Origin of the sequence: Azospira sp. I09, from assembly GCF_009177135.1 — a bacterium.
Lineage (GTDB): Bacteria > Pseudomonadota > Gammaproteobacteria > Burkholderiales > Rhodocyclaceae > Azospira > Azospira oryzae.
In genome coordinates, this window is the sequence record NZ_AP021844.1 from 3,670,734 (window position 1) to 3,686,379 (window position 15,646).

The 15,646-nt window shown below is 57.3% G+C and carries 19 protein-coding genes; 12 read left to right on the forward strand and 7 right to left on the reverse strand.

Going from position 1 to position 15,646, the window contains the following annotated elements:
* The first annotated feature begins 154 nt into the window (after nt 1-154).
* Genes flgB through AZSP09_RS17255 form a run of 12 tightly spaced genes read left to right on the forward strand, consistent with a single transcriptional unit; the run spans nt 155 to nt 11,252 of the window.
* Nucleotides 155-568 (forward strand): flagellar basal body rod protein FlgB, encoded by a 414-nt coding sequence (flgB, locus tag AZSP09_RS17200; RefSeq protein ID WP_152090735.1) that lies wholly within the window; start codon nt 155-157, stop codon nt 566-568.
* Between the two features lie 13 nt (nt 569-581).
* Entirely contained in the window at nt 582-986 is a 405-nt protein-coding gene (gene flgC / locus AZSP09_RS17205) for a flagellar basal body rod protein FlgC (RefSeq protein WP_152090736.1), read from the forward strand.
* Nucleotides 987-1,009: 23 nt separating this feature from the next.
* A complete protein-coding gene (locus tag AZSP09_RS17210) occupies nt 1,010-1,690 on the forward strand; it encodes a flagellar hook assembly protein FlgD (protein WP_152090737.1) in 681 nt (226 codons plus the stop codon).
* Nucleotides 1,691-1,704: 14 nt separating this feature from the next.
* Entirely contained in the window at nt 1,705-3,063 is a 1,359-nt protein-coding gene (flgE, locus tag AZSP09_RS17215; RefSeq protein WP_152090738.1) for a flagellar hook protein FlgE, read from the forward strand.
* 43 nt (nt 3,064-3,106) lie between these two features.
* The gene (flgF, locus tag AZSP09_RS17220; protein ID WP_152090739.1) at nt 3,107-3,850 is read left to right on the forward strand and encodes a flagellar basal-body rod protein FlgF; all 744 of its coding nucleotides are present in this window, start codon (nt 3,107-3,109) and stop codon (nt 3,848-3,850) included.
* A gap of 25 nt (nt 3,851-3,875) precedes the next feature.
* Nucleotides 3,876-4,658 carry a flagellar basal-body rod protein FlgG gene (gene flgG, locus AZSP09_RS17225; RefSeq protein ID WP_152090740.1) on the forward strand — a complete coding sequence of 261 codons (783 nt, stop codon included), beginning with the start codon at nt 3,876-3,878 and terminating at the stop codon, nt 4,656-4,658.
* Between the two features lie 20 nt (nt 4,659-4,678).
* Nucleotides 4,679-5,347, forward strand: coding sequence for a flagellar basal body L-ring protein FlgH (locus tag AZSP09_RS17230; RefSeq protein WP_152090741.1), 669 nt, complete (start codon nt 4,679-4,681; stop codon nt 5,345-5,347).
* 22 nt (nt 5,348-5,369) lie between these two features.
* Nucleotides 5,370-6,503: a flagellar basal body P-ring protein FlgI gene (locus tag AZSP09_RS17235; RefSeq protein ID WP_172974791.1), complete on the forward strand. Its 1,134-nt coding sequence runs from the start codon at nt 5,370-5,372 to the stop codon at nt 6,501-6,503.
* 37 nt (nt 6,504-6,540) lie between these two features.
* A complete protein-coding gene (flgJ, locus tag AZSP09_RS17240) occupies nt 6,541-7,554 on the forward strand; it encodes a flagellar assembly peptidoglycan hydrolase FlgJ (protein ID WP_152090742.1) in 1,014 nt (337 codons plus the stop codon).
* 57 nt (nt 7,555-7,611) lie between these two features.
* Nucleotides 7,612-9,783 (forward strand): flagellar hook-associated protein FlgK, encoded by a 2,172-nt coding sequence (flgK, locus tag AZSP09_RS17245; protein ID WP_152090743.1) that lies wholly within the window; start codon nt 7,612-7,614, stop codon nt 9,781-9,783.
* Nucleotides 9,784-9,819: 36 nt separating this feature from the next.
* On the forward strand, nt 9,820-10,788 hold the full coding sequence (flgL, locus tag AZSP09_RS17250) for a flagellar hook-associated protein FlgL (protein WP_152090744.1): 969 nt from the start codon (nt 9,820-9,822) through the stop codon (nt 10,786-10,788).
* Nucleotides 10,788-11,252 (forward strand): hypothetical protein, encoded by a 465-nt coding sequence (locus tag AZSP09_RS17255; RefSeq protein ID WP_152090745.1) that lies wholly within the window; start codon nt 10,788-10,790, stop codon nt 11,250-11,252. The genes flgL and AZSP09_RS17255 overlap by 1 nt, the downstream gene beginning before the upstream one ends.
* A 15-nt stretch (nt 11,253-11,267) precedes the next feature.
* On the opposite strand, the gene fliR is transcribed toward AZSP09_RS17255, so the two are convergent.
* The 7 genes from fliR to fliL form a co-directional block, all read right to left on the reverse strand.
* Complete coding sequence (gene fliR, locus AZSP09_RS17260; RefSeq protein WP_152090746.1) at nt 11,268-12,053, reverse strand: flagellar biosynthetic protein FliR; 786 nt, start codon at nt 12,051-12,053, stop codon at nt 11,268-11,270.
* Nucleotides 12,050-12,319, reverse strand: a complete 270-nt coding sequence (gene fliQ, locus AZSP09_RS17265) for a flagellar biosynthesis protein FliQ (RefSeq protein ID WP_152090747.1) — start codon at nt 12,317-12,319, stop codon at nt 12,050-12,052. The genes fliR and fliQ overlap by 4 nt, the downstream gene beginning before the upstream one ends.
* Nucleotides 12,316-13,068, reverse strand: coding sequence for a flagellar type III secretion system pore protein FliP (fliP, locus tag AZSP09_RS17270; RefSeq protein WP_152090748.1), 753 nt, complete (start codon nt 13,066-13,068; stop codon nt 12,316-12,318). The genes fliQ and fliP overlap by 4 nt, the downstream gene beginning before the upstream one ends.
* Nucleotides 13,065-13,511 carry a flagellar biosynthetic protein FliO gene (gene fliO, locus AZSP09_RS17275; protein WP_232058819.1) on the reverse strand — a complete coding sequence of 149 codons (447 nt, stop codon included), beginning with the start codon at nt 13,509-13,511 and terminating at the stop codon, nt 13,065-13,067. Before fliO ends, fliP begins: the two co-directional genes overlap by 4 nt.
* Nucleotides 13,512-13,665: 154 nt before the next feature.
* Complete coding sequence (gene fliN / locus AZSP09_RS17280) at nt 13,666-14,103, reverse strand: flagellar motor switch protein FliN (RefSeq protein WP_014236832.1); 438 nt, start codon at nt 14,101-14,103, stop codon at nt 13,666-13,668.
* Nucleotides 14,096-15,100 carry a flagellar motor switch protein FliM gene (gene fliM / locus AZSP09_RS17285; RefSeq protein WP_014236833.1) on the reverse strand — a complete coding sequence of 335 codons (1,005 nt, stop codon included), beginning with the start codon at nt 15,098-15,100 and terminating at the stop codon, nt 14,096-14,098. The genes fliN and fliM overlap by 8 nt, the downstream gene beginning before the upstream one ends.
* A gap of 13 nt (nt 15,101-15,113) precedes the next feature.
* Complete coding sequence (fliL, locus tag AZSP09_RS17290; RefSeq protein ID WP_014236834.1) at nt 15,114-15,644, reverse strand: flagellar basal body-associated protein FliL; 531 nt, start codon at nt 15,642-15,644, stop codon at nt 15,114-15,116.
* Between the last annotated feature and the right edge of the window lie 2 nt (nt 15,645-15,646).

The window sequence follows — 15,646 nt, forward strand, 5'->3', positions numbered from 1 at the left end:
GGAAACCGGTATCTGTTCCTGCCGGACGCGGCAAGATTTGCCGTTGGGGCCAGCTCCTTTTTTGCTCACACCGAGACTTCCCACTCGGTCACTGAGTGAATTTCTGGCACGAAGTATGCATTGCTTGTTGCAAGACAAATGTAAAGGTGTAGCCATGGTGAGCAAGCTTGATCAAACCATCAATTTTCATCGCCAAGCACTGGGCTTGCGGGCCTATCGGCAGCAGGTGCTAGCCGCGAATATCGCCAACTCGGACACGCCCAACTACAAGGCTCGGGACCTCGATTTCTCCGCCGCCCTGGACAATGCCTTGGCGGGCAAGCAGACCGGTGACCTGGGCTTGGCTCGCACCTCCACCCGGCACATCGCTGGTGCCGGCAATTCTGGCCCTGCGCCCCTGCTTTACCGCAGTTCCTTCCAACCTAGCGCTGACGGCAATACGGTGGACATGGACATTGAGCGGGCCAAATTCGCGGAAAACGCCATGCAGTACGAGGCCAGCGTTCAGTTCATCGGCGGCCAGTTTAAGACCATGCTGTCGGCTATCCAGGGCCAGGGCGGCCAATAAGGAAATCTAAGCCATGAGTATTTTCAATATGTTCCACGTGGCGGGCAGCGCTCTCACCGCCCAATCCGTCCGTCTCAATGCCGTGGCCTCGAATATGGCCAACGCCGATAGCATCACCAGCGCCGACGGCCGTCCCTATCGGGCCAAGCAGGTGGTCTTCGAAACCACTCCAGTCGGCAGTGAGGCAGCCCAGGGGGTGCGGGTCAAAGAGGTAGTAGAGAGCGCTGCGCCGCCTCGTATGGTGTTTGATCCCAAAAATCCGGCAGCAAATGCCGACGGCTACGTCTCGATGCCTAACGTGGATGTGGTGGAGGAGATGGTCAATATGATTTCTGCCTCCCGTTCCTATCAGAGCAATGCTGACGTGATGAACACGGCCAGGACATTGCTGATGCGCACGCTGGCCATGGGCCAGTAACCCGACTGCAGGAGTAAATGAACATGGCTACCACCGTCGAAAACAATCCCTATTCCGGTCTTAATGGTGTGTCCACAGGCAAGACCACCGACAAATCTTCCAGTAAGAGCTCTGCTGACGAGATTCAGAACCAATTCATGACCATGCTGGTGACCCAGTTACGTAACCAGGATCCACTGAATCCCATGCAGAGCGCCGAAATGACCAGCCAGCTGGCTCAGATCAATACCGTTAGCGGCATCGAAAAACTCAATTCCACCCTATCCAGCATGATGAGCACCTACAACGCTTCCCAGTCCATGCAGGCGGCGGCAATGCTCGGCAAAAACGTCCTCATCCCGGGCGGCAATCTTGGCCTAGTGAAGAGCCAGGCGGTAGGCGGTTTTGAGCTGGACGGCGATGCGGATAAGGTAACCCTGACCATCAAGGATGCCGACGGCAAGGTGGTAAATACCGTGGATCTCGGTGCCGCTAAGGCTGGCAGCCATCTCTATGCCTGGGATGGCAAGGATGATACTGACACGGTGTTGAAGGACGGAACCTATACCGTGACGGTAGAGGCTACTAAGGGCGGTACGGCGGTGACCAGTCGCCCCCTGCAGCTTGGCATGGTTTCTGCTGTAGTACGAGGGAAGTCGGGTTACCAGCTTGATGTGGGCACCGGCACCCTGATCAACTATGACGATGTACGGCAAATTCTGTAAGGCAGGAGAAAGATATGGCATTCCAGCAAGGCTTGAGCGGCCTCAATTCCTCGGCAAAGGCTTTGGACGTCATCGGCAACAACGTTGCCAACTCCAGCACGGTAGGCTTTAAGGCTGCCGAGGGCCATTTCGCCGATGTCTATGCTGCTTCCCTGGGTAACGGGGGGGCAAGCCAGATCGGTATCGGTACCAATTTGGCCGCCATCATGCAGCAATTCACCCAGGGGAACGTGTCTACCACCAACAATACCCTGGACATTGCCATCAACGGCAACGGCTTTTTCCGCCTCAGCCAGAACGGCGCGGTGAGCTACAGCCGCAACGGCCAGTTCCATCTGGACAAGAACGGTTACATTGTCAATGACCAAAATCTGCGCCTGACGGGCTATCCCGCCGGTGCCGACGGCACCATCCGTCCCCAGACGCCGACGGAATTACAGATTACCCCCGACCTCCTCAGCCTGAATCCGGTGGCTACCGGTCAGAGTGTTGGTGGGGAATACGCCGGGGTACGCCTGTCCCTAGCTCTGGACTCCCGGGAAAAATCCAAGACCTGGACTGCTCCGCCCGCCGCCCAGGCCATTCCCAGCGTTGACCCGGCCATGTACAACTACTCCACGGCCCAGACTATTTACGATACCTTGGGTAATGCCCATACCCTGACCTATTACTTCGTCAAGGAAGCAGCTACAAACAGCTGGCGCATGTATGGTTCCGTGGATGGCACATCCACACGTTCGGTGGACGGCAACACTCCCTTGAACATGGACGTGGGGGTCCCGGTGACCTTCAACACCAGCGGTCAATTGGTGAGCTTCAATGGGGATACCACCACCCCTTTCGAGGCTGCCCTATCCTTCAATATCAATAAGGTTGTGTCTGACCTGCAGACTGCCAACCCTGCCGTGCCCAACAACGGCGCGGCAGCCACCCTGGCCTTCAATATCAACTTCACCGGTAGCACCCAGACCGGCCAAGCCACCTCAGTCAAGCGCATGCTGCAAGATGGTTACAGTGCTGGCAACCTGAATGGTATGAGCATCAGCAGTGAAGGTGTTATCCAGGGGCGTTACAGCAACGGTCAGACTCGCAATATCGGGCAGATGGTGCTGGCTAACTTTGACAACCCCAATGGCCTGCAGTCCATCGGTGGCAATCAGTGGATCGAGACTTCGGAGTCTGGCCAGCCTACTGTAGGGTCCCCGGGTAGCGGCCGCCTCGGTGCGGTGCAATCCAATGCGGTGGAAGAGTCCAATGTGGACCTGACTTCGGAGCTGGTGAAAATGATCACCCAGCAGCGAAACTACCAGGCCAACTCCCAGACCATCAAGACCCAGGACCAGATCATGCAGACCATCGTCAATCTGCGCTGATCAATAAGCTGAATCACCTACCTCAACTGTACGGACTACACCAATGGATCGCCTGATATATACCTCCATGACCGGTGCCAAGCATGCTTTCATGCGGCAGGCCGGCGTGGCGCACAATCTGGCGAACGCTTCCACCATCGGCTACCGCTCCCAGGAACATCATTTCCGGGCGGTGCCCCTGCAGGGGGAGGGCTTCCCTTCCCGCACCTTTACGGTGGATGCTTCTGTGAAGGATGTCATGGACCAGGGGCCGATGATGTTCACCGGCCGTTCTCTGGATGTGGCTGTTCAGGGCAAGGGATGGATCGCGGTACAGGGTGCTGATGGCCGTGAAGGTTACACGCGAGCCGGCAGTTTCAATGTCAATGCCAACGGCCAGCTGCAGACCAAGGATGGCAACAATGTCATGGGAGAGGGTGGTCCCATCAGCATTCCGCCGGATTCCACCATCGCCATTGCTCCGGACGGTACCATTTCCGTGGTTCCCACCTTCGGTACTCCGAATACCACCAATGTGGTCGGCCGCCTGAAGCTGGTTAATCCCCCTGAGGAGCAGTTGGAGCGTGGCGCCGATGGGCTGTTTCGTCAGAAGAACGGTCAGCCTGCCGAGTTGGACGCCAATGTCCGCGTTGCCCCGGAAACCCTGGAAGGCAGCAATGTGAATGTGGTGGATGCCATGGTCAATATGATTTCCATCGCTCGCCAATTCGATATGCAGATGAAAATGCTGCAAAACGCTGATGCTAACGCCCGTGCCTCCGGCCAGCTCCTGGCCTACGCCCGCTGACCCTGGATTCGACTAGGAAATAACCATGATCCGCTCCCTCTGGATTGCCCGTACCGGCCTAGATGCCCAGCAAATGCAGCTGGACGTTATCGCCAACAACCTGGCGAATACCTCCACCAACGGCTTCAAAAAATCCCGCGCGGTCTTCGAAGACCTGTTGTATCAGACTCTGCGCCAGCCTGGCGCCCAGTCTTCCCAGCAGACCCAGATTCCCGCCGGTCTGCAGCTGGGTACCGGGGTCAAACCTGTGTCTACCGAACGTATCCACACCCAGGGCAATTTGCAGCAGACTGGTAACGATCTGGATGTAGCCATCAACGGTGCTGGCTTTTTCCAAATTCTCATGCCGGATGGTTCCACAGCCTATACGCGGGACGGTTCGTTCCACAAGGATAACCAGGGCCAGATGGTGACGGCTAGTGGCTATCCCCTACAGCCTTCCATCACCATTCCCCAGAATGCCACCTCCCTGACCATCGGTAAGGACGGCACGGTTAGCATTACCCAGCCCGGGAATACTGCCGCCATCCAGATTGGTGCGATCCAATTAGTGAGTTTCATCAATCCTTCGGGCTTGCAGAGTGTGGGTGAGAACCTCTATCTGGAAACCTCCGCTAGCGGCACTCCGACCCCCAATACTCCGGGAACCAACGGCCTGGGTGTTCTCAACCACAAGTACGTGGAAACTTCCAACGTCAATGTGGCGGAAGAGTTGGTGTCGATGATCCAGACCCAGCGGGCTTATGAACTGAACTCCAAAGTAGTGTCCACGTCCGACCAGATGCTGGGCCGCCTGACCCAAATGTAAGACTGATGCGGGGTAATACAATGAAAACCACAATTGCCGGCCTATTCCTGGCCACCCTGGCAATACTTGCCGGTTGTGCCTCCGTGCCGCCCACCAATGTGCACCAGCCTATGACGGCTCGTCCCCAGCCTCGGGGTGACTTAGCGGCAAATAACGGCGGCATCTATCAGCAGAGCGCTAGTCGGCCCCTGTTCGAGGACCGCCGTGCACGCTTCGTTGGCGATACTCTTGTGGTGAATATCGTCGAGAATACCCAGGCCACTATCAAGGGCGCGTCCAGCGCCCAAAAAACGGGTTCCGTCAATGCTTCCGTTACGGCCCTCGACGGTGTTCCCGGCAAAACATTTCAGGGGCTGAATGCCAGTGCTTCCAGTTCCGATACCTTTGCCGGTAAGGGTGAGTCCGGCGGTAGCAACGTATTTACCGGCACCATGACTGCAACCGTCATTGAGGTACTGCCAAATGGCAATCTGCTGCTGTCCGGAGAAAAGCAGGTGGCCATCGGCCAAGGCCAGGAGTTCATCCGCGTCTCCGGTATTGTCAATCCTTACCAGATCACTGCCGCCAATACAGTGAATTCTTCCCAGATGGCTGACGCTCGGATCGAATACAAGTCCTCTGGTTACATTAATGAGGCTCAGGTAATGGGCTGGTTGGCACGATTCTTCCTTACTTTCCTACCGTTCTAGGAGAAAACGCAGGAGAAGGATCATGGGCCTGAATTTGGGGAATACCTGGCGGGGGGGGGCAATTGTTGCCGCTTCCCTTTTGCTATTTTTGCCGCTACCTGCCCAGGCTGAGCGCATCAAGGATCTGGCCAATGTTCAGGGTGTGCGTAATAACCAATTGGTGGGCTACGGTCTGGTGGTGGGCTTGGATGGTAGTGGCGACCAGACCACCCAGACCCCCTTCACCGTACAGAGCATCATCAACATGCTTTCTCAGTTGGGGGTGACCCTGCCTCCCGGGCAGTCTTTACAACTACGTAATGTGGCTGCGGTGATGGTTACCTCAAACTTGCCGGCTTTCGCGAAGCCAGGCCAGCAGATCGACGTTACAGTCTCTTCCATGGGTAATGCCAAGAGTCTGCGCGGTGGCACCCTGGTGATGACTCCTCTGAAGGGCGCTGATGGCAATGTGTATGCCATGGCACAGGGCAATGTGGTGGTTGGCGGTGCGGGGGCTTCCGCCGGAGGCTCTTCGGCCCAGATCAATCATTTGTCCGCTGGGCGGATCGCCGGGGGGGCTACGGTGGAACGAGAGGTTCCGACGGCCGTCGGACAGGGCCCCTATGTGCACTATGAGTTAAATACTACTGACTTCGGCACGGCCCAACGCATGGTGGAAGTGATCAATCGGGAAATGGGGCGGGAATATGGTCCTGTGGCCCAGGCTCTGGATGGCCGGGTTGTGCAGATCCGAGCTCCCGAGAATCCTAGCGCCCGGGTTGCCTTCCTTGGCCGTCTAGAGAACTTGGATGTTCAACCACAGAAATTGCCAGCTAAGGTTATTGTCAATTCCCGCACCGGTTCTGTCGTGATGAACCAGTCGGTGATGGTAGATGCCTGTGCCGTTGCCCATGGCAATCTCAATGTCACAGTGGGCAATCAGGCTAATGTGAGTCAGCCCAATGCCTTGTCTGGCGGCCAGACGACGGTGACCAATCAGGCGGATATCCAGATCAAACAAGATGCAGGGGCTCTGCAGAACGTTAAGGCCAGTGCCAATTTGGCTGATGTGGTGAAAGCGCTCAATGCCCTTGGAGCGAATCCCCAGGACCTGCTGGCCATTCTCCAGGCCATGAAGGCGGCGGGCGCATTGCGGGCCGAGCTGGAAGTGATTTAGGCTTGCTTCTCTCGTCATCCTTTGCAGACAAGCATTCATGAAGCCTGATGACCTTTCCGCCAACCGCCTGGCAGTCGACGTACGGCAGACTGAAGATCTACGCCTTAAGCTGAAGCAGAACCCGCGGGAGGGTTTGAAGCAGGTGGCTCAGCAGTTTGAGTCCCTGTTCATCGGCATGATGTTGAAGAGCATGCGGGATACCCTGCCCCAGGACGGACTGTTCAGCAGCGACCAGACCCGGCTGTATACCTCCATGCTGGACCAGCAGTTGGCCCAGAAGCTGTCCACCTCCGGCCAGTTGGGCTTTGCCCGACTCATCGAACAGCAGATGGGCCGCTTCTTGCCCCCAGAGGAGGGGGCGGGGGGAGGGGCGGGCGGTTTGGGCGCCAGCCTAGGGGGTGGCCTGCAGGAAGCGGTGTCTCCCATGTCCGCACTGGCTTCGCCGGAAGTGATGCGCCAGGCTCTGCTTCTGGCCCGGGAGAAGGCCTCTGCCAAAGATGGGGCCCGAGCAGCGGCTGCGGCGGCGGCAAATGTTGCCGCCGGTGCTGTCGATTCTGCCGCTACTGCGCCCCAGATGCCGGCAAATAATGGCCGGGAATTTGTTAATCGCCTCTGGCCCCATGCCGTAGAGGCATCCCAGGCCACCGGAGTACCTCCCCATTTCCTTATTGCCCATGCGGCACTTGAAACAGGTTGGGGTAAGTCGGAAATTCGCCGAGCTGATGGCGGAACCAGCTACAACCTCTTTGGTATCAAAGCCGGCAAGAGCTGGCGGGGCCCGACGGTGAACGCCACCACCACCGAATACGAGAATGGCCGGGCTGAGACCGTGGAGGAGAAATTCCGGGTTTACGGCTCCTATGCCGAGGCGTTTCGGGATTACGCCAACCTGCTACAGCGTCCCCGCTTTTCTGGTGCTCTTGGTCACCAAGATGGCACAGAGTTTGCTCGATCCCTGCAACAGGCAGGTTATGCGACGGATCCGATGTACGCGGATAAACTGGGCCGCATCATCAACGGCCCTACCTTACGCCAGGCCCTACAGGGCTGACCTGCCTCAACTTCTCCCGCAGTTTGCCGTTAAACCCGGCAGGAATCGAGGTGCGTCATGTCTAACGGTCTTTTCGGAATCGGTATTACCGGCATCAACGCTGCCCAACTGGGCTTGATGACCACGGGCAACAACATCGCCAATGTGGACACCCCGGGATACAACCGTCAGCGGATCATCCAGGCGAACAACATTTCTGTCGCTACCGGTTCCGGTTTCATCGGCATGGGAACTCGGGTTGATACCATTTCCCGTGTTTATAATCAGGTGGTCACCGAGCAGATCAACAGCGCCCAGACCAAGGTCAGCGAGTACTCCACCTACTACGACCAGATCAAGCAGATTGACAACATGCTGGCAGACGAAAAGGCCGGCTTGTCTCCCTCCTTGCAAGCATTCTTCAAGGGAATACAGGAAGTGGCCTCTAATCCGGCCTTGATTACTTCCCGGGATGCCATGGTGTCCAGTGCCCAAACACTGACTAGTCGCCTGCAGAGTATGGAGTCCCGTCTTTCCGGGATGTATAAGGGGGTTAATGACCAGTTGCAGAGTACGGTAGCCTCCATTAACTCCTATGCCACTCAGATTGCCGAGCTGAATGAGAAAATCATGTTGGCCCAGGCAGCCACCAACCAGCCCGCCAATTCGCTGCTGGATCAGCGGGACTACCTTGTTGCCGAGTTGAACAAGCAGGTGGCAGTAACCACGGTGGAGGATGCCAACGGTGGTCTCAATGTTTTCATCGGTACAGGTCAGCAGTTGGTGGTGGGGCTTCGCGCCAATGAACTGCAGGTGAAAACTTCGAGTGCAGATCCGGAACGGATGGCAGTCGCCTTGACTAATGCGGGCGGCGCTCAGGAACTACCGGAAAACCTGCTCACTGGCGGTGTACTCGGCGGCTTACTGCGTTTTCGTAGCGAGTCCCTGGATAAGGCGGCTAACTCTCTTGGACAGGTGGCGGCCTCTATTGCATTGACTTTCAATGCCCAACAGTCCCTGGGACAGGATATGTTGGGTCAGACGGCAGCAAACGGTGCCTTTGCTTCCACTTTTTTCCAACTTTCGAATCCCCGAACCTGGCCCAATTCGCTAAACAGCGGAACCGGTGTGGTCGCCACTACCTTCGTTAGTCCCCCTCCTATGTCTCTTAATGGGAATACCTATTCCCTGACTTTCGACTCTGCCTCCGCTACCTATACGGCAACCCGGAAGTCTGATGGGACAACCTGGACGGCGACCGGTGCAAATGCTCTGAACAGCGTGGTGCAGCAGGTGGCGACGGCGACGGGAGTGGCCCTGGATTTGGCCTCGGCCAACTACACGACCAACCTGACCGGCAGCGATTACCGGTTGAGTTACGATGGCGCCAATTACACGGTGCAGCGTCTCAGCGATGGTAAAAAGTGGACGGATCCAAGCTTGGCCACCTTGTCCGCCACCCTCACGACCAGCGACGGGATTAGTTTTACTGCGACCGGTGCTATGGCTAGTGGTGACTCTTTTCTGATCCAGCCGACTCGCGAGGCCGCTCGGAATATTTCCCTGAATCCGGCTATCGCCGCTGATTCTCGACTCATAGCAGCAGGACAGTCGGTTCGTTCTTCGGCGGCAACTGCGAATACGGGAACAGGGGTGATTTCAGGGGGGAACGTTTCTCCCGGCTATACCACTCCTGCCACCCCCACAAACTTCACCTTTAATTCCGGGACCAATACCTTTGATTTTTCGGCGTTTGCCGGCTCTGTTACTGTTACCACCAGTAGTGGGACAACGACCTATGCGGCGCCGGCAAATGCGGTACCTTACAGTGGGCCGTCCTCCCGTTATACCGTGAATGGTTTCACCTTTGAAATCAGTGGCAATCCTGCCAACGGTGACGTTTATACGCTGGGGCGGAATACCACCGGGGTGTCTGATACCCGCAACATTTCCCGTATGGGGCTGCTGCAAACCAAAGGCACCATGTTTGGTGGCGATGCTACTTTCCAGGCCAGCTATGCCCAAGTGGTTAGCAGTGTCGGCAACAAGACTAAGGAATCCCAAGTTACCCGGGATGCCCAGCAGGCTTTGTTGGAACAGTCCACCGCCTCCCGGGAAGCTCAGTCCGGGGTTAATCTGGACGAAGAGGCCGCAAATTTGTTGAAGTACCAAAATGCCTATCAGGCCTCGGCAAAGATGATGTCGATTGCATCCGAAATATTCAACACCATTCTGTCTATCCGTAGCTAAACGGCCGTGTGGGGTTTGTTGTAAGGAGTAAATGCTATGCGTATCAGTACCAATATGGTGTTCAATGCCGGTACTTCCGGCATCCTAAACAACCAAGCCGCCCAATTGAAGACATATAATCAGGTTGCCACCGGCCGGCGGATTCTGTCTCCTGAGGACGATCCTGTGGCGGCCTCCCAGGTACTGATTCAGACCCAAGCCAAGGGGGTGAATACGCAGTACATGGACAACCAGTCCCAGGCCAAGGAAAGCCTGAAATTAATCGAGACCCAGCTTACTGCTGCCGGTAATACGCTGCAGAACGTCTTGGATCGTACTATCCAGGCTGGTAACACCACTCTGAACGATGCTAACCGGGCAGCCATCGCCCAAGAACTCCAGGTACGCCTGGATGAATTGGTGGCCCTGGCCAACAGTCAGGACGGTAATGGTCACTACATGTTCTCCGGCTACCAGTCTACTGTGCGTCCGTTTGCTACCTCCTTGGCCACCGGACCCTACAATAACGCTAATCCCTATGTTGTATTTTCCGGGGACCAAGGGCAGCGCACCTTGCAGGTAGATGCTTCACGGGATATGGGTATCTCCGAGTCCGGGGCAAACATCTTCGTCAAAGTCCGGGATCGGAACGGTAACGTCTCAAATCAAAGTATCTTTGATACCGTAAAAAACCTGGTGGATACCTTGAATACCCCAGTGGCTAATGATCCGGTAGCGGCCGCGGCTTTACCTGGGAAGATCACGGATGCTTTGAATGGTCTTTACGCGGCTAAAGACAATATTTCCACCATACGCTCGTCTGTCGGAGCCCGACTGGCTGAACTGGATTCACTGTCTAGCTCATCCAGCGACCTAGATTTGCAGTACGAGGAGTCTATTTCCAACTTGCGGGATTTGGATTACGCCTCAGCTTTGTCAGACCTGAGCAAGCAACAAGTCCAGTTGCAAGCAGCTCAGAAAGCTTTCATGACAGTATCGGGCCTTAGCCTGTTTAGCATGCTGTAATGGGGCAACGTCTTCTTTTCAGCATTGCCGTTGTTTTGGCTTTGGGTGCATGTACGTCCCTTAGAAGCCTGGACGGAAATTATCCGAATAACGGTCCCCTGCTGCCTCAGGGCAATCTCCAACTGACCAGCACGATCAGCTATTCCTTGGAAAAGCTGGTTGTGGCAGGGGCGGGGGCTTGGCTGTTGTATCAGATATATGACCCTTTAGCGCCGAATTGGCAAATCGTAGAGGCCAAGGTCAGTGAGAACGTTTACGTTTTTGATTTGAAAATGAAGCGCTTCCATACCGGGGGTTCCGGGGAGGCTATGATGGTGATTAAGCGGAGGGCAGAGCAGTTGCGGCGGGAAAATGGCTTTGCCTCTTACCGCGTGGTGGATTATGTAGAAGGTATTGAGTCGTCCACCCCGGTCGCACAGCGCTATGCACAGGGGCTGGTTCAAATGGCTCGCAGCAGTCCCTGATGGGGTTGAGCTTCGTTATCGGTTGCTCGGGAGGAAGACCTCCAACATGAGGCGAAATCCTTCATCAAATATCCGGGTTAGTGGCGGCACCATGTAAGGCAGCGTCAACGCCAAAGTTGCCAGTCCAATTGCCAGTGTAATGGGAAAGCCGATGGCCATCAGGTTGAGTTGTGGGGCGGCCTTGGAGAGGATGGATAGGGCCAGATTGGTAATCAGAAGGGAGATAACGACCGGTAGCGAAAGCAACAAACCGATGCTGAACACGTTGGCACCTGCTTCGGCCAAGTTCAGCCATAGCCCCGCGCTAACTGATGGGGTTGCGATGGGGATGATGTGGAAGCTTTCGGAAAGCCCTGCAATCATGAGCAGATGCCCGTTCAGTGCCAAGAAAACCATAGTGGCGCATAAGGTTACGACTTCCGCGACTACCCCGGTTTGGGCCGTATTCTGTGGATCGTACATCGTGGCAAAGCCCAGCCCCATCTGAAAACTCATCAGTTCGCCGGCCAAACCAATTCCCGCAAAAACCAAGCGCATGACCATTGCTAGGGATATGCCGATCAACAGTTGTTGGGCAAGTATCGCCAAGCCTATTCCCGATGCTGGTTCGATTGGCGGTAATGCGGGTACGGTCGGAACGATTGCCGCACTTAGCGCCAAACCGAGAATCAGACGGATACGTCGCGGTACCGCCGCGTTACTAAATACAGGAGCAGCCGCAACAAAAGCTAGGATGCGGACCAGAGGAAAGATGAAGGCCGCAATCCAAGCGTTTAATTCTGCAGAGGTAAAGCTGATCATCCAATCAGGCTCGGGATGCTGGAATAAAGACGTTGGATATAGTCAGTCATCATCTCTAGCATCCAGGGACCAGCAAAGATCAATGTCAGAAACATCGCAATGATCTTCGGTACGAACGACAGGGTTGCTTCGTTGAGGGAAGTTGCCGCCTGAAAAATGCTGATCAGGAGGCCAACTACGAGTGCTACCAGCAGTACCGGAGATGCAACCAGAATGGTCACTTCTACCGCCTGGCGGCCGATGTTCATGACGGTTTCGGGGGTCATGTGGCGAAGCTCTGGACGAGGGAGCCGAGCACCAGATGCCAGCCGTCCACCAGGACGAACAGCATCATCTTGAAGGGCATGGCCACCATGACCGGGGACATCATCATCATGCCCATGGACATCAGGACGCTGCCCACCACCATGTCGATGATGAGGAAGGGGATGAAGATGATGAAGCCGATCTGGAAGGCCGTCTTCAGTTCCGAAGTGACAAAGGCCGGGACCAGAATGCGCAGGGGCACCTTGTCCGGGCTCTCGATGTTCTTGATGCCGGCAAATCCGGCGAAGAGGGCGATGTCGGCTTCCCGGGTCTGCTTCAGCATGAAGCCCCGCACCGGTTGCTCGGCCTTTTCCAGGGCCTGCAGGAAAGTGATCTTGTTTTCCGCCAGGGGCACGTAGGCTTCGGTATAGACCCGGTCGGCCACCGGGGACATGACGAAAAAGGTGAGGAAGAGGGCCAGTCCCAGCAGCACCTGGTTGGGCGGCGTGGTCTGCAGGCCCATGGCATGGCGCAGCATGGAGAGGACGATGATGATGCGGGTGAAGGCGGTCATCATCAGCAGTACGGCGGGAATGAAGGTGAGGGCCGTAAGGGTCAGAAGTGTCTGGATGGACAGGGTGTAATTCTGTCCGCCGCCGGGGGCGGGGGTGCTGCTGAAGGCCGGTAGGCCGCCGGCCTGGGCCAGGGCGGCCGCGGGGGCCAGCAGGATGCCGAGCAGCAGCAGGGGCCGGAGTTTTGCGAGATTCATTGAGTACTATCGGTTTTACGTGCCATCACCTGGTTCAGCCAGTGGGCAAAGGGTTGAGTACCGGGCAGACCGGTTGCCCCCTGGGGCAGTTCGCCCTTGGGCAGGGTGTGCAGGGTGCGGATCTGGCCGGGGGCGAGACCGATGATGAGCCAGGTGTCCTGGACTTCCACCAGCAGGATGCGCTCCCGGTTGCCGACGGCGATGCCGCCCAGCAACTTCATGGGGCCCTGACCAAAGGGGCGGCCGCCATAGATCCGGCGCATGAAAAAGGCGGCGAGCAGCAGCAGACCAACGATGATGAGCAGACCGACAAAGGCCTGCACGACGCTGCTGCCGGAGACGCCGGGAGTCGCTGCCGGGGCGCTCTGGGCCAGGGCCAGCGTCGGCGCCAGCAATGTCAGGAGGCCTGCCGTGGTCGAAAGAATGCGGGGGTGTTGGGGCACGGGCGTCGATATGGGTTGAAGCCGCAGGGCGGCGGCATGAAGGGCCGGATTCCCGGTAAGGATGGCCGCTATGTTAATCCATGCACCGGAAATAAAAAACCGCCGCTCACCTGTGGATGAGGGCGGTTCGGCGCCGAAACGGTGGCTGGCGGGGTCAGCGGCCCAGTTTGCGCATGCGTTCGGAGGGCGTGATGATGTCCGTCAGGCGGATACCGAACTTGTCGTTCACCACCACCACTTCCCCCTGGGCGATGAGGGTGCCGTTGACCAGCACATCCATGGGTTCGCCGGCCAGGGCATCCAGTTCCACCACGGAGCCGTGGGCCAGTTGCAGCAGGTTCTTGATGGTGATCTTGGTCCGGCCCAGCTCCACGGTGAGTTGCACCGGGATGTCCAGGATCATGTCCAGCTCGCGCATCATGCCGCTCTGGGCATCGGCGCCGCCGAAGGACTGGAAGATGTCGGCCGGCTGGGCTGCCGGGGTTTCCGGGGTACTTTCCGCGATGGCCTGCTCGGCCATGGCGGCGGCCCAATCGTCTTCGCCGATGGCGTCGGCCGCGTCCTGGGGGTTCTCGGTGTTTTCGTCAGCCATTGGCTTCTCCCTGCGGGGCGTCGGGGTTGTCCGCCGCGATGAATCGTTCTACCTTGAGAGCGTACTGGTTGCTCTGCTGGCCGTATTTGCATTCCATGATGGCGACACCATCGACCTCCACGTTCAGGACTTCGGGAATGACTACCGGAATGACGTCGCCCGGTTTCATCTTCAGTACCTGCCGCAGCGAAACCGTGGCATGGGCCAGATTTGCCACCAGCTCCACTTCCGCCGTCTGCAACTGCCGGCGCAGGGTGCCCACCCAGCGCTTGTCGGTGGACAGCTGGTCGCTCTGCATGGTGCTGTAGAGCAGGTCCCGGATCGGTTCCACCATGGAATAGGGCATGCAGATGTGCATGTCGGCAGTGGCGCCGCCGAATTCCAGGGTGAAGGAGGTGGAAACGACGATTTCGGAAGGGGTGGCGATGTTGGCGAACTGGGAATTCATTTCCGAGCGGATGTACTCGAACTTCAGTTCGTGCACCGGCTTCCAGGAACGCTCGTATTCGCCGAAAACCACGTTGAGCATGCCCTGGATGATGCGCTGCTCGGTGGCGGTGAAGTCCCGCCCTTCGACCCGGGTATGGAAGCGACCGTCGCCGCCGAACATGTTGTCCACCACCAGGAACACCAGGTTGGGATCGAAGATCACCAGGGCCGTGCCGCGCAGGGGTTTGACCGACACCAGGTTGAGGTTGGTCGGCACCACCAGATTGCGGATGAACTCGCTGTACTTCTGCACCTTGATGGGGCCCACCGAAATTTCGGCGTTGCGGTGCATGTAGTTGAACAGGCCAATGCGCAGATAACGGGCGAAGCGCTCGTTGATCAACTCCATGGTGGGCATGCGCCCACGCACGATGCGTTCCTGCGTGCCCAGGTTGTAGGCGCGAACGCCGGCCTCGGCGTCGCCGGATTGCTCCGGTTCGTCGCTTTCGCCGGTCACACCCTTGAGCAGGGCGTCGACCTCTTCCTGGGACAGGAAATCCTGGGACATTGGGTTCCGGTTTCTACTGAATGATGAAGGAGGTGAAAAGCACTTCCTTGATGGGGCCGTCCTTGCCCTTGCCTGCAGGGTCGAGAACGCCGTTCATTTCCTGTTTCATTTCCTCGGCCAGGGTTTCCTTGCCTTCCTTGGAAACCAGGTCGGAGCCTTTCTTGCTCGACAGCAGCAGCATCACCTTGTTGCGTAACTTGGGCATGTGCAGCTTGATCTGCTCACCGGCCGCAGCATCGCCCAGTTCGATGGATACCGCCACCTGGAGATACTGCTCTCCCTGGTCGGGCACCAGATTGACCGTAAAGTTCTCCAGGGCCACATAGACGGGCGGGGATTCCTTGCCGCTCTTCTTCTTGGCCTTGGGTGCATCGGCGGCAACCTCTTCGTCCTCATCATGGTTGGAGGAACCGAGCATGAAGAAGGCCCCCGCGCCCAGGGCGCCGAGCAGGACGACAGCAGCGATGATGATGATGAGCAGCTTGCCCTTTTTCTTTGGCGCCTGTTCACCTTCAGCGGCCGGTTTGGCCTCGGCTTTCGCCATAG